Source organism: Latilactobacillus fuchuensis, from assembly GCF_900258455.1.
Taxonomy (GTDB): domain Bacteria; phylum Bacillota; class Bacilli; order Lactobacillales; family Lactobacillaceae; genus Latilactobacillus; species Latilactobacillus fuchuensis.
Genome location: NZ_LT984417.1, coordinates 1,190,290 through 1,204,386 on the forward strand (window position 1 = coordinate 1,190,290; position 14,097 = coordinate 1,204,386).

The following is a 14,097-nucleotide window of genomic DNA, read 5'->3' on the forward strand; positions in this document are numbered from 1 at the left end:
ACGCCTATTAGCCTAAAAAAAGAAGCATCTGTCTAATCGGCAGATACTTCCAAAACGTTCACTTGAATCGTTCACCAACACCAGTTGACAAAGACCCCCAAAAACTGGATAATGTTATTTTCAGTTTAGTACTCGATTGATACCCGAGTGCTGTCGCAGCTATTTATTCTAAAAAGTCTTTTAATTGTTTTGAACGTGATGGGTGGCGTAATTTCCGTAATGCTTTGGCTTCGATTTGACGAATCCGTTCACGGGTAACGCCGAAGACTTTACCGACTTCTTCAAGGGTTCGTGTCCGACCATCATCTAACCCGAAACGTAACCGTAAGACGTTTTCTTCACGATCCGTTAAGGTGTCTAGGACACTTTCCAATTGTTCTTTCAACAATTCATAAGAAGCGTGGTCTTCAGGACTCGTTGCATCTTGATCTTCAATGAAATCACCTAGGTGTGAGTCGTCCTCTTCCCCGATTGGTGTTTCAAGTGAGACAGGTTCTTGCGCAATCTTTAAAATTTCACGAACCTTATCGGTATTCATATCCATTTCAGCCCCAATTTCTTCAGGCGTTGGTTCGCGACCTAAATCTTGGAGTAATTGACGTTGAATCCGAATTAATTTATTAATCGTTTCAACCATGTGGACTGGAATCCGAATCGTCCGAGCTTGATCGGCAATCGCACGCGTAATTGCCTGACGAATCCACCATGTCGCGTAAGTTGAGAATTTGAAACCTTTACGGTGATCAAATTTTTCAACGGCTTTCATCAAGCCCATGTTCCCTTCTTGGATTAAATCCAAGAATTGCATCCCACGGCCGACGTAGCGTTTCGCAATTGAAACGACTAATCGTAAATTAGCTTCGGCCAAACGTTGCTTAGCTTCTTGTTCGCCCTTTTCGATCCGTAACGCCAATTCAACTTCTTGTTCAGCATTCAAAAGAGAGACACGGCCAATTTCCTTCAAATACATCCGGACTGGATCATTAATCTTAATCCCAGTCGGAGCTGTCATATCTTTTAATTCTTTGGCGGAGACTTTTTCTTTTTTGAGCGTTGCGACACTAGGGTTCCCGTCTGCATCGACAATACTAATCCCTTGATCTTCTACTTTTTGCATTAACTCATTTGTTTCTTTGGATTTTAAAGCAAAAGGTTTCACAATTTTAGCAACCAATTCATCATTGGTGATTTCTTTTTTTGGTTTATATTCCTTAATTAAGGCTTTAACCGCCGTATCAAATTTCTTAGTATCAGCTTTTTTCTTATCAGCCATGCAGAAACCTCCTAATTAAATAACTTATTGCATTTTCCCAATAAGTCGTATTACTTCTAGAGTTAACCGGAATTCTTCATCCTGGTTGCCCAATTTTCTCGCTTCACTTAAAGCAATTTTTGCCATTTTTAATTGTTCTTGAACCGAATTTTGACCAATCACGTATAAACAATCGTTTAACGCTTCTTGATTAGCCTCTTCAGGTAGTGCCAACAAGTCGATTTGAATCACCAAGCTTTGCAGATCATCCGGAATATAAGTGGTAAATCCCGCGATATCAGCAACGTGTCCTTCGTCTAAATACGCGCGCCACAATTCATAAATCAATTGATACGGCGTGTGAACAAAGCTAAAATCAGCGTTGTTCTCCAACTGTAGGCGTACATCTTCATGGCGCATCAGCATGTGTAAAATCTCTTGTTCCGCGTGCTCGATTTTCGATAGACGTTTGACTTGTCGTTGTTGCGGCGCATTCCCACGATTAACGGGCATGGTTGCCTCATCGACCAACATTGGCGGTTCATCATAGCTATCAGGACCCCCGCGTTGCACTGATTGTTGCAACGGTTGACTGGTGACGTTTTTAACCCGTACCGTCTGTAATTGCCGTTTCAACGTATCAATGGTGATTCCGCTGGTTTCTTCGATTTGCTTAAGATAGACCTCGATTTCGAGTGGTGAATCAATTTGGGCCACAACGGCCAAAGCTTGTTGCACATAATCTAATTGATCTTTTTCATTGGTTAAATTTAACCCCTGTTTTAAATAGCGTAATTCAAAAGCGGTCGGTGTTTCAACCCCTTTTTGCAATGTTTCGCGAAATTGTTCCGCACCGAATTGACGCACGTATTCATCCGGATCAGCCCCACTCGGCAACACGACAACCCCTAATTCCAAAGTTGAATGTTGACCAAGCAAGCCAATCGCCCGTTTCATCGCTTCAATCCCGGGCTGATCACCATCATAGCAAACGACCAATTCTTGCGCTTGGTGGGTCAGTAAACTTAATTGTTCACTGGTTAAACTCGTCCCCATCGAAGCGACGCCGTTTTGGATTCCCGCAGAATACGCGGCAATCACATCCATGAAGCCTTCAAACAGATAAACGCGCTTATCTTGATGAATCGTTGCTTTCGCTAAATCGAAATTAAATAACACTTTGCGCTTATTAAAGATTGGCGTCTCTGGACTATTTAAATACTTCGGTTGATCCGGTGTCGCTTGTAAAACCCGTCCCGAAAATGCAATAACAGCACCCTGTGCGTTCCGAATCGGAAACATGACCCGTCCTGAGAAGCGATCATGTAATTTACCGGTTTGCGTTTCCACAAACAGACCCGATTGACGTAACGTTTGATAGTCAATCTCCCGATTTTGGAAGAACGTTAATAATAAATCACCTTGATTCGGTAAAAAACCAATATCAAAGGTTTCAATCAACGAATCGGTTAAATCCCGTTGGTGTAGATAATCCAACGCGGGTTGACCCGCAACGGTACTCGTTAAAACATGTTTAAATAACTTACTGGCTTCTTCATAAAGCTGTTTAAGCGCCACAACTTCACTAGATTCGCGACTCCCTTGAACGGGTCGAAAAGTACTTGCCAGGTCAGCACCAACGAAATCAGCGACCTTAGCAACCGCCTCTGGAAAACTTAATTGTTCCATTTCCATTAAGAATTTAAAGACGTTGCCCCCACGGCCACACGAGAAACAGTGAAAAATCTGTTTTTCCTCGTTGACTGAAAACGAGGGCGTCTTTTCGTCATGAAACGGACAAGTGCCGAATAAATTCTTGCCGGCTTTTTTTAATTGAACATATTGACCAACAACATCAACAATATTGGTTTGGCGCCGAATATCATCGAGAACTTCTTCTGGAATCTTACTCGCCATTGGTCTCACCTCACATTATCAAATTGTACCTAAGACTGTAAAAGCCGCACCTCACAATGAAATGCGACTTCTACGGATTATCAGCACAAAAATACACTATACAGCATAGCACGTTTTAGATATAGTTGCAAACAAATATAGCAAACATCTTAGCTAACTGTCAAGGACCTTTTTTAAAAGTGCTAATAAAATCACCACATGATTATATTCAGGATCCTTCGCAGCATAGACCAACGTGACGTTGCCGACCGCTAATTGTTGGCGGATTTGTTGTTCAAATGCGGGCCAAGCCTGATTATCGGCAATTTCAGCTAAATAGCGGGTTTTAAATGCCGAAAACTTAGCGGGTTCATGGTCAAACCAACGGCGTAATTCAGTCGTCGGCGTAATCGCCTTATTCCAGTCATCTAATTGCGCCGTTGTTTTAGCGACACCCCGCGGCCAAAGTCGATCCACCAAAATGCGATAGCCATCGGCCGGATTGGCGGCTTCATAAACACGTTTCATCTGTAACATACAATCATCTTCTTGTTAATTTATTTAACAATCAATTCGTTTAAATCGCCTAAACTAAAGGCAATCCGCGCAATAATCAATAATTGTTTCAAACGATTATTCCGAACGGTTAAATCGTCAGCCATGACCATCGTCGCTTCAAAATAAGCTTCAATCAATGGTCGCAAGTTTTGTAAGGCTGCATAGTTGGCTTCAAGCGGATTATTAGCGACTTGTCCGCGCAATGCTTCAACCGCAACATACAAGTCTTTTTCAGCTTGGTTTTCGAACAATGCGGGATCAACCGTTAAATCGGTTTGATCAAAATCAGCTTTTTCAGCTAACCGCAACACACGGGTGACGGCCTCAATCGTGGCCTTAAAATCAGCATCAGCTTTATGTTGATCCAACACATCGGCCGCTTGGAACATCGTGATTGGATCTTGCTTTTGATTCTTCAAGACCGCGTCGATGATATCGCGGCGTGGTTTACGTTGGAGCCCGTTAAAGCGTTGACGAACCCGATCCGTTAAGAATTCACCAATCGCTTGACGATTCTTCAACCAATCTAATTTGAAGCCAGCTTGCTTGGCCTTGATGGCCGTCGTTAATTCGGTTTGATAAGTCGCCATTGGAAAATGCCAATCTTGGGCGGCTAAGATTCGGACAATCCCGTAAGCTTGACGACGGAGTGCGTATGGATCGTTTGAACCGCTTGGAATCATCCCAACGGCGAAGAAATCAGCAATGCTATCGAACTTATCAGCAATCGCTAAAACGGCGCCGACTTTAGTCGTTGGTAGCGCCCCTTCTGCACTAATTGGCATGTAATGTTCACGAATTGCCGTGGCAACCGCTGGTGTTTCACCTTCAAGTAAGGCGTATTTTTCACCCATAACCCCTTGAAGTTCGGGGAATTCGCCAACCATGCCAGTCACTAAATCAAATTTGTAAATATCGCTAGCGCGTTGTAAATCCGTTAATTCGGTCGTTGATAGCCCAAATTTTTGGCCTAAGAATTGCGCAATAATCCCGACTCGTTGCATTTTTTCAGCCATACTCCCAATTTTATCGTGGAATGACACATTGGCTAATTGTTCAACGTAGTCCGCGATCGATTGTTTTTGATCTTCTTGATAGAAGAAATCGGCATCTTCTAAACGCGCGGTTAACACTTTTTCATTACCGGCAATCACGTTATCGAGATGTTGTTCGTTACCGTTGCGAACCCCGATAAAGATGGGCAATAAGTCGCCCGATTGGTTTCGTGCGTAGAAATAGCGTTGGTTATCCTTCATTGAAGTGATCAGCACTTCTTCAGGAATTTCCAAATATTTCGGCGTAAATTGGCCATAAAAAGCAGTTGGCCATTCAACTAGGTTGGTGACCTCTTCTAATAAATCGGCATCCAAATCAACTTGCCATTGATTGGCAGTCGCCATGGCTTCGATTTGCATTTTAATCTTTGCTTGACGTTTCGCTTCATCGGCGATGACGAATTGCACTTCTAATGCCGCTTCGTAATCCGTTGCCCGGTCTAAGGTCACCGGTTGGCCTAAGAAACGGTGACCTTGTGTTGTCCGACCGGTCGTGACGTTTAGCAGACTAAAATCAATCAATTGATCGTCTAATAAAGCAATCACCCAATGGATTGGCCGAATATATTCGAAATCATAATCAGCCCAATGCATTCTAGTTGGGAAGGTCATCGCCATTAAGACGTCTTTTAACCCCGGCAAAATTTCAGTAACGGGTTGGCCGATAATTGATTTTTCAACGTAGACGTATTCAACGCCCTTTAATGCTTTAAAAGTAATATCATCAGTCGTTAGACCTTTACCGCGAACGAACCCTTGGGCCGCTTTACTCCAATTGCCTTCTGCATCTAAAGCGATTTTTTTGGCGGGACCTTTAGCTTCTTCATGAATATCCGCTTGTTTTTCAGCTAAATCTTCAATCAAAATCGCTAAACGCCGTGGTGTCGCATATGTTTTTAAAGCGCCGAATTCAAGATGTTGTTCGGTTAAGAAAGCACGCACCCGTTTTTCCAATTGTTGAATGCTAGGCATTACAACGTGGGCTGGCATTTCTTCCAGACCAATTTCTAATAAAAAGGGTTTAGTCATGATCAGTTACCTCCATCTTTTCTTGCGCATGTTTTAATAATGGGAAGCCTAATTTTTCACGTTCAGCAACAAAGGCTTGGGCAATTGAATGCGCCATCCGTCGAATGCGGGATAAATAACCGGCCCGTTCAGTGACCGAAACCGCCCCGCGTGCGTCCAATAAGTTAAACGCATGACTACATTTCAAAACGTAATCGTAAGCCGGATGTACTAAGCCTAAGTCGATTAAACGTTTGGCTTCTTTTTCATAATCATCAAAGAATTCAAGCAACATCGCTTGATCACTATTTTCAAAGGCATATTTAGAATGTTCATATTCAGGTTCTTTAAAGATATCGCCGTATAAAACGCCGTTACCCCATTCAAGATCAAAGACACTATCAACATCTTGAATGTATGACGCCAACCGTTCAACACCATATGTGATTTCACTGGTAACGGGTTTGCAAGCCAAACCGCCGACTTGTTGGAAATAAGTAAACTGGCTGACTTCCATGCCATCTAACCAAACTTCCCAACCAACACCGGCACAACCCATTGAAGGGTTCTCCCAGTTATCTTCAACGAAACGGATATCATGTTCTAACGGATCGATTCCAAGCGCACGTAAACTATCCAAATAGAATTCTTGAATATTTAATGGTGCTGGTTTCATGACCACTTGGAATTGATGATGTTGGAATAAACGGTTTGGATTTTCACCGTAACGTCCATCAGCTGGCCGCCGTGAGGGTTCAACGTAAGCAGCATTCCAAGGTTCTGGTCCGATTGCCCGTAGGAATGTATAGGGGCTCATTGTGCCGGCCCCTTTTTCAGTATCATATGATTGCATTAACATACAGCCTTTGTCAGACCAAAAACGTTGTAAGGTTAAAATCATTTCTTGAACATTAAGCTTTTTAACCATTTTTCTTCCTCTTTTCCGTCATTTTACGCATAAAAAAAGCCTATGCGACAGTTAGTCACATAGGGACGATTGCTCGCGGTTCCACCCTACTTCAGCTTTAAAGAAAGCTGCTGCTTCATTGGTATGACTCCGAAATGCCAATCTACTTGAAACTCGTCCTAGTTCACACTCTCCTAGAATCACTGTTTGCTTGTTCAAGTAGACCCTTTTCTTCAACGTCTATTAAGTTGATTACTATTTTAGTCGTCTTTAGACGACCTGTCAATTTCTGGTGCAACTTTTTTTAACTTCGGCATCGCACTATCAAAAGTAAACATTTTATCGATAAATTGTTTACTTTTTAAGACCAAACCGACTGAATTTTGATAAATCTGATCAACAATCGCTTTCAAGGCCGCTTCAGTTTCCGGTTTAACCGTCACCGATTGAATCTTGAACAAATCAATCACTGAAAACAGGCGTAAATAATAAATGGCGCGTGAATTAGCGTGCAGCCGATTCGGATCTAAATGCCAATGACGCTGGCACAACAAACCACCATAGCTTTCCGAATAATCAAACGCTAAATCGGTGCGGCCACAGACGACACAACTTTCGAGATGCGGTTGAACCCCGAAGACTTGCAACAGTTGAATCTCGATAATGTGAGTAATCATCGCCGCGTCAAAGCCCTCATCGATTAGCGTCAGAGCTTGTTCAATCCGACCATACCAAAACCCCAGCGGTTGGCTATCCGGAAACGCGACGTCGATTAAATTCAAAATATACGTCGCATAAGCGTTTAAGAACAGGTCATTACTAATCGCTTGAAATTGACTAGCCGACTTCACGTTATTCAAAAACGACAAGCCATCATCGCGAATATCGCCACCGTATTCGGCTTTGGTAAACGGCAAAATTGCCGCCGCCATCCGAAAACGCGGACTGTTGGCCCCGCGTAAGTAAAACATCTTCTTACCGAAACGGTCGGTTAAAATCTTGACCAACATATCTTTTTCTTTGTAGTTCCGCCGAAAAATCACGAGGCCGTTAAAATCTTCGAAACGATGTTCAGCCATAGTTTAGCCTACAAACGTTTCTTGTTATAACCAAATTCACGTAAATATTGATTATTGTCACGCCAATTTTTTTGAATCTTAACCCATAGTTTTAAGTTGACCTTTTCACCGAGTAACGCTTCAATTTCGCGTCGTGAACGAATCCCTACGGCTTTAATAATCGCACCTTTTTGACCGATGACGATTCGTTTTTGACCGTCACGTTCAACGACGATGGTGGCTTCAATTTGTAATTTATCATTGACCCGTTCGTTCATTCGTTCAACCACGACGGCGACAGAATGTGGCACTTCTTCATGGGTTAATTCTAGAATCTTTTCACGAATTAATTCGCCAACGACGAAATATTCTGGATGATCCGTTAATTGATCTTCTGGATAGTATTGTGGGCCCTCTGGTAAGGTCTGTTCGAGTTCCGCCAACATTTCTGGGACATTATTGCCCTCTAGTGCTGAAATCGGATAAACGGCCTTAAAATCCAATTCATGACGATATTGTTCAATCAATGGTAGTAAGTCGTCCGGATGAATCGCATCAATCTTGTTAACCACCAAATAAACGGGTTTTTTCACGTTTTTAAGTTGATCCATAATATATTGATCACCAGGGCCCTTTTTATCGACACCACTGATCATGAATAGAATCGCATCCACTTCATTAAACGTTGATAAAGCGGCTTGATCCATGTATTCGTCTAATTCATTGTGTGGTTTGTGAATCCCAGGTGTATCAACAAAAACGATTTGCGCGTTTTCGTCCGTATAGATGCCTTGAATCTTATTCCGCGTAGTTTGCGCCTTAGCTGACATGATGGCGATTTTTTCACCAATCATGCGATTCATAAATGTTGATTTACCGACATTCGGACGGCCAACAATTGCCACAAAACCTGAACGATAAGTATCTGTCATAGTGTTCCCCTTAGTTATTGCTATAGTTTAGTCTTACAAATAAGTTAATACGGCGTGGCCAAAAACGACGGCGCCAATCACGAGTGCCAACACCGCGCTCAATAACACGCTGGCGGCACTGATGTCTTTAATCTTTTTAGCGGTCGGATTAAATTGGTGTTCAACCAACAAATCGACGAAATGTTCAACAACGGTGTTCCAGAATTCAGCTAATAATACAATAAAAATGGCTAAAATCAGAAACAGCCAATCGATGTAGTGCAAGCGACAGATAAGCCCTAAAATAATCGCTAAAGCCGCCATCATTAAATCCCGCTGTAAATTAAGTTCTTCCTTAAAACCGGTCACCAAGCCGACTAACGCGTGTCGGACTGATTGGTAAAAGGATTTATTCTTGGTGGTCTGCGGTTTTTTAGCGTTGTAATCCGAATTCATCTAAGATAGTCTCCTGCAATGGAATCATTTGGGCTTCGTCTTCACTGTGAATATGGTCATAGCCGTTCAAGTGTAAGAAACCGTGGACCATCGTATAACCCAATTCACGTTCATAAGAATGACCATAGGTTTTCGCTTGTTCAGCCGCCTTTTCAGGTGAGACGAACAAATCACCAATATTCTTAGGAATATCGAATAATTCTTCGAAATTCGCTGGTAGACCTTCGCCTTCGGGATCTTCTTCAATCGCAAAACTAATCACATCGGTCGCGCGATCAGTGTCTCGGTATTCACGATTAATCTCTTGAATCCGATTATTCGTGACAAAAGTCACTGACATTTCTGTGTCATCAGCCAGTTTTAATTCTTTACCCGCAAACTGTAAAATATCAGTCACTAATTTAATTTGCGCTTCTGGTACTTGTTTGGTTTCATCAACAATTTGAATATCCATTGCTAAATTCCCACTTTCTTCTATTCTCAATTTATAGGGCCGCCTTTGATTATCTGACGCACCCCAAACCAATAAATGACTATCTACAGAATGAAAACTACGTTCATTCTATCATAGCAAGGCTTCATCCGTCACGAGTTTCCCTCATAATTCACTTTAAATATCGGGTTTCAAAGGTTGGCCCCCTGCCATTATGTAAAAAACAATAAAAATAGGCCTCTTTCGAGGCCTACCAAAAATTAATTCAGTTTTGACTTAACGACTTGATTGACCAAAGCGCCATCAGCACGTCCTTTAACTTTCGGCATTACATATTGCATCACTTTACCAAAATCAGCTTTACCTGTTGCCCCAGTAGCCTTCATTGCTTCATCAACAATGGCGGTTACCGCTGCTTCATCAAGTTGTTCTGGTAGATAAGCAGTCACAATTTCAATCTCTGCTTTTGTTTGATCCGCGAGATCTGCACGATCACCGTTTTCAAACTCTTGTAGCGATTCTTTGCGTTGCTTAAGTTGTGATGATAGTACGCTTAATTCTTCATCAGAAGATAAGTCTTGCCCAGCACTAATTTGTGCATTAGTTAAAGCGGATTTTAAACTCCGAATAACTGTTAACCGCAACTTATCTTTGGCCTTCATCGCCGTTTTCAAATCAGAATTTAATTGTTCAAGTAAACTCATTCAATCATTTCCTTTACGAGAAATTAGAATTTCTTACGTTTTCTTGCTGCTTCTGATTTCAACTTACGTTTTACACTTGGTTTCTCGTAAAATTCACGTTTACGATATTCTTGTATAGTACCAGCTTTTGATACGGAACGCTTGAAGCGACGAAGAGCATCATCTAGAGATTCGTTACTGCGAACGACTGTCTTGCCCATATGATATCCCTCCCCTCGCGTGCTAAGTATAACCGTTTAATCATGACAACTAGTTGCGACGAGTTAAACCGTTCTTAGCTATTATAGCGAATGTTGAAAATACGGTCAATAACTCATTGCTAATTAATTGAATCTTTTTTCAATTATTCTCTATTTTTAGCCGATTATGGTATGATAACGCTATAAAAATGTTCAAAGGAGTCTTAATATGACACAATCAACGCCATTAACGCTTTTTGTAATTTCAGATTCAGTTGGTCAAACTGCCTTACAATTGGCGCAAGCAGCCTTGGCGCAATATCCAGATTTAAAACCGGATATTGTCCGTTTTCCATTTATTCACACGGCCGACAAGCTGACGGATGTGCTCAGCAAGGCTGTCCCGACCGAAACGATTGTCGTCCATACGCTAGCCACTAAAGAACTCGCTGACATTGCTGAAACCTATTGCCAAACCAACCAAATTGCTAGTTTCGATATGATGTCCCCGGTCACTAAATTAATTACCGCCAAAACTGAATTACAACCTTCTGGCGAAGCTGGTGCCCTCCACCACTTAAACGATCGCTATTTCGATCGGATTTCAGCGATGGAATTCGCCGTCATGTACGATGATGGCAAAGATCCGAAAGGCTTCTTAGAGGCCGACATCGTGTTATTAGGTGTTTCTAGAACGTCTAAGACCCCGTTGTCGTTATTCTTAGCGAACCGGAACCTCAAAGTCGCTAACTTACCAATCGTCCCTCAGGCGCACATTCCGGATGAAATTTGGCATGTCGATCCTAAAAAAGTGATTGGTTTGATGAATTCACCCGAAGTCTTGAACAACATTCGCCGCGAACGGATGATTGCGTACGGTTTAAATCCTGACACGACCTATTCAGATATGGATGAAATTAAAGCTGAATTAGCCTTTGCCCAAGACCTCTACGATAAAATCGGCTGCCAAGTCATCAATGTAGCCAACCGATCAATCGAAGAAACGGCTACTATTATTCTCGAACAGATGGGCCTTGATTTCGCTGATTCAACGGTCGATCACGTTAATTAAATGACAACAACTTCCACTTACCCTAAAATCCCCCCATTATCTTAAAATCAAGATAATGGGGGGATTTTCTGTTAATGCTCAGTTGCTACCCGCAACTCAACACACTCATTTTTTAGTGTTCCGCTTCTTCAATATCCGCGTTAACGGCGTGCAAATCAAAATCGGTTTCTAAGAAAGCCGCATTTTGATTGGGGAAATGTTGTTCGAACGTTTCAAACGGTTGGACCGTTAATTGCGCGTCCGCTACTTCGTAATCTAACACGTGCCCGCCAAAATCATGCGCCGTGTTCAAGAAATGCACATGATAACCGGCAACGGCCGCCCCTTGGTATAACGCTGGTGCGTAATAGCCGACTAACGTCCCTTCAACCATGTCAGCCGTAAATTCTGGTTGGACGCGGGTGGCCGCCGTTAGATTCGGATAAGGTTCAACCTGCGCTTCAACCGCGCGCGTATGCATCTTTTTGAATTGACCCGTGATTTTAACCGCAAAAAATAAATTCTTAAGCGGTGCTTGGTTTAACAATTGTTGTTCTAAAGCCATTTTAGTGATGCCACTAATGGTTTGACTCGTTAACGCCGCATCTTGAAAATGGACCGTCGCAAACGGCACCGTTTCAGTCGTCTTGACCGGGCGAACGTCACCCGTGCCAGCAACGAGATAAGCTTGACCATCTAATACGATTAATTCGCCAGCTAAACCGTGCGCCGTGCCAATCCCAAAATCACCATGTTGTAATAAATCATGAACGGATTGCGTACCCGTAAATAAACCAGGAACGAGTAACGCTAACGTCCCGTGTTGATAAACCCGTGTTGAATCGTGTGCCATGTTCGTGAACCTCCCAATTAAACTAATTGATCTGGTAATAATGCTTGGCCTAATAATTGATTATCTTTGTAATCAACTGGAATATCGACAATCACTGGACCGTCAGTTGCGAAAGCTTGATCTAAAACCGCACCTAATTCAGTGGCATTATCGACCCGCAAGCCGGTTGCGCCAAAACTTTCAGCATATTTAACGAAATCAACTGGTCCAAATTTAACCGCGGCCGATTGACCATATTTCATCTCTTCTTGGAATTTAACCATGTCATAGTAACCATCATTCCAAATAACGTGCACGATGTTTAAATTCAAGCGAACGGCTGTTTCTAATTCTTGACTTGAAAATAAGAAACCACCATCACCGGAAACCGAGACAATCTGCGTATTAGGCCGCACTAAAGCCGCACTAATCGCCCAAGGCAACGCGACCCCTAAGGTTTGCATCCCGTTACTAAATAATAAGTGACGGGGTTCGTAACTCCAGAAATGGCGTGCCATCCAGATATAATGACTTCCGACATCAACCGTGACGGTCATTTCATCCGTGACCCGCGCTTGTAATTCAGACACAATGTTTAACGGATGACTTAGTGGATTATCAGCTAATGCGACTGGCGCCTCATCACGTTGATGAATCACAGAATGTTGTTTCACTAAATATTCCCGAACGTCATCAGATAATTGATAACCTTTCATGTAAGGCAATAAGAAATCGAGCGTTTGGGCGATATCGCCAATCAATTCTTTTTCAGGTTGGAAATTATGATCAATTTCAGCACGCATGTCATCAATCACCATGATGTTCGCGTCACTCTCAGCGTTCCAGTTACGGGGTTCGTATTCAATCGGATCATAACCAATTGTAATCACTAAATCGCTGCGTTTCAAAATTTGATCCCCTGGTTGATTCCGGAATAATCCGACCCGACCATAGAAATCAGTTTCCAAATCACGTGAGATAATTCCGGCAGCTTGGAAGGTTTCAACAACTGGAATATGTGTTTCTGCAATTAAGTTGCGAATCGCCGCCGTCACTTCAGGTGAAGAGGCCCGCATCCCAACTAACAGAACCGGTAATTTTGCTTCTTTAATCCGTTGGGCCAACAAAGTGGTTTCAACCGGACTAGCAGGTCCGAGTTTTGGGGCCATCAACGGTTTAATGACTTTAGCATGGACTTCTGAATCCGTCACATCTTGCGGAATGCTGACAAAAGCCGCCCCTTGTTTAGCCGATTCGGCTTCTTGATAAGCGTTGGCGATCACTTCGGATAAATTTTCTGGTTCTTGGACTTCTGCACTAAATTTAGTAATCGGTGCGAATAAGGCTGCGTTCTTCATACTTTGATGCGTTAAACGTAATAAATCAGCCCGTTTGACTTGGCCGGCAATCGCAATCATCGGATCGCCTTCAGCCGTTGCCGTGACGACCCCAGTTGCTAAATTACTGGCACCCGGACCAGAAGTCGCAATCGCTACGCCGGGTTTTCCCGTAATCCGGCCAATCCCAGCGGCCATAAAAGCCGCATTTTGTTCATGGCGCGCCAAAATCAATCGAGGTGCTTTCGGATTGACTGGGTGTTCTAATCGCTCGAACACGCGATCAATTTTAGCACCCGGAATTCCAAAAACATATTCAATTTCATGATTGGCTAAACTGTCTACAATTGCATCCGCACCATAGTACTTTTTATCTTCAGTCATAATTTGCCCCCGTCTATTGGTTGATTACTAATATCTTAGCACGCCAGTTCTTTAAAAACTAGTGATGTTTGTGAAA

14 protein-coding genes are annotated in these 14,097 nt (G+C 42.7%); 1 reads left to right on the forward strand and 13 read right to left on the reverse strand.

From position 1 onward, the window contains the following. Nucleotides 1-163: 163 nt before the first annotated feature. From rpoD to rpsU, 11 genes are all read right to left on the reverse strand, one after another. Complete coding sequence (gene rpoD / locus LFUMFP_RS05605) at nucleotides 164-1,273, reverse strand: RNA polymerase sigma factor RpoD (protein ID WP_025083293.1); 1,110 nt, start codon at nucleotides 1,271-1,273, stop codon at nucleotides 164-166. Nucleotides 1,274-1,297: 24 nt separating this feature from the next. Then, entirely contained in the window at nucleotides 1,298-3,169 is a 1,872-nt protein-coding gene (gene dnaG, locus LFUMFP_RS05610; protein ID WP_035439061.1) for a DNA primase, read from the reverse strand. A 153-nt stretch (nucleotides 3,170-3,322) separates the two neighbouring features. After that, nucleotides 3,323-3,685 carry a DUF488 domain-containing protein gene (locus tag LFUMFP_RS05615; RefSeq protein ID WP_106483234.1) on the reverse strand — a complete coding sequence of 121 codons (363 nt, stop codon included), beginning with the start codon at nucleotides 3,683-3,685 and terminating at the stop codon, nucleotides 3,323-3,325. Between the two features lie 20 nt (nucleotides 3,686-3,705). Then, a complete protein-coding gene (gene glyS, locus LFUMFP_RS05620) occupies nucleotides 3,706-5,790 on the reverse strand; it encodes a glycine--tRNA ligase subunit beta (protein WP_025083291.1) in 2,085 nt (694 codons plus the stop codon). Then, the gene (gene glyQ, locus LFUMFP_RS05625; RefSeq protein ID WP_025083290.1) at nucleotides 5,783-6,697 is read right to left on the reverse strand and encodes a glycine--tRNA ligase subunit alpha; all 915 of its coding nucleotides are present in this window, start codon (nucleotides 6,695-6,697) and stop codon (nucleotides 5,783-5,785) included. Before glyQ ends, glyS begins: the two co-directional genes overlap by 8 nt. Nucleotides 6,698-6,936: 239 nt before the next feature. Further along, nucleotides 6,937-7,755, reverse strand: a complete 819-nt coding sequence (recO, locus tag LFUMFP_RS05630; RefSeq protein WP_106483235.1) for a DNA repair protein RecO — start codon at nucleotides 7,753-7,755, stop codon at nucleotides 6,937-6,939. 8 nt (nucleotides 7,756-7,763) lie between these two features. Further along, nucleotides 7,764-8,666: a GTPase Era gene (gene era, locus LFUMFP_RS05635; protein WP_025083288.1), complete on the reverse strand. Its 903-nt coding sequence runs from the start codon at nucleotides 8,664-8,666 to the stop codon at nucleotides 7,764-7,766. Between the two features lie 33 nt (nucleotides 8,667-8,699). Continuing rightward, nucleotides 8,700-9,101, reverse strand: coding sequence for a diacylglycerol kinase family protein (locus tag LFUMFP_RS05640; protein ID WP_025083287.1), 402 nt, complete (start codon nucleotides 9,099-9,101; stop codon nucleotides 8,700-8,702). After that, nucleotides 9,079-9,555: an rRNA maturation RNase YbeY gene (gene ybeY / locus LFUMFP_RS05645; protein ID WP_025083286.1), complete on the reverse strand. Its 477-nt coding sequence runs from the start codon at nucleotides 9,553-9,555 to the stop codon at nucleotides 9,079-9,081. Before ybeY ends, LFUMFP_RS05640 begins: the two co-directional genes overlap by 23 nt. Before the next feature lie 239 nt (nucleotides 9,556-9,794). Further along, complete coding sequence (locus LFUMFP_RS05650; protein WP_025083285.1) at nucleotides 9,795-10,238, reverse strand: GatB/YqeY domain-containing protein; 444 nt, start codon at nucleotides 10,236-10,238, stop codon at nucleotides 9,795-9,797. Nucleotides 10,239-10,261: 23 nt separating this feature from the next. Then, nucleotides 10,262-10,438, reverse strand: a complete 177-nt coding sequence (gene rpsU / locus LFUMFP_RS05655) for a 30S ribosomal protein S21 (protein ID WP_004270806.1) — start codon at nucleotides 10,436-10,438, stop codon at nucleotides 10,262-10,264. 208 nt (nucleotides 10,439-10,646) lie between these two features. On the opposite strand from rpsU, the gene LFUMFP_RS05660 reads away from it, so the two are divergent. Then, nucleotides 10,647-11,489 (forward strand): pyruvate, water dikinase regulatory protein, encoded by an 843-nt coding sequence (locus LFUMFP_RS05660; protein ID WP_025083284.1) that lies wholly within the window; start codon nucleotides 10,647-10,649, stop codon nucleotides 11,487-11,489. A 112-nt stretch (nucleotides 11,490-11,601) separates the two neighbouring features. Here the strand turns inward: LFUMFP_RS05660 and budA are convergent, their stop codons facing one another. After that, nucleotides 11,602-12,321, reverse strand: a complete 720-nt coding sequence (gene budA / locus LFUMFP_RS05665) for an acetolactate decarboxylase (RefSeq protein ID WP_025083283.1) — start codon at nucleotides 12,319-12,321, stop codon at nucleotides 11,602-11,604. A 17-nt stretch (nucleotides 12,322-12,338) separates the two neighbouring features. Then, nucleotides 12,339-14,021 (reverse strand): acetolactate synthase AlsS, encoded by a 1,683-nt coding sequence (alsS, locus tag LFUMFP_RS05670; RefSeq protein ID WP_106483236.1) that lies wholly within the window; start codon nucleotides 14,019-14,021, stop codon nucleotides 12,339-12,341. Nucleotides 14,022-14,097: the final 76 nt, after the last annotated feature.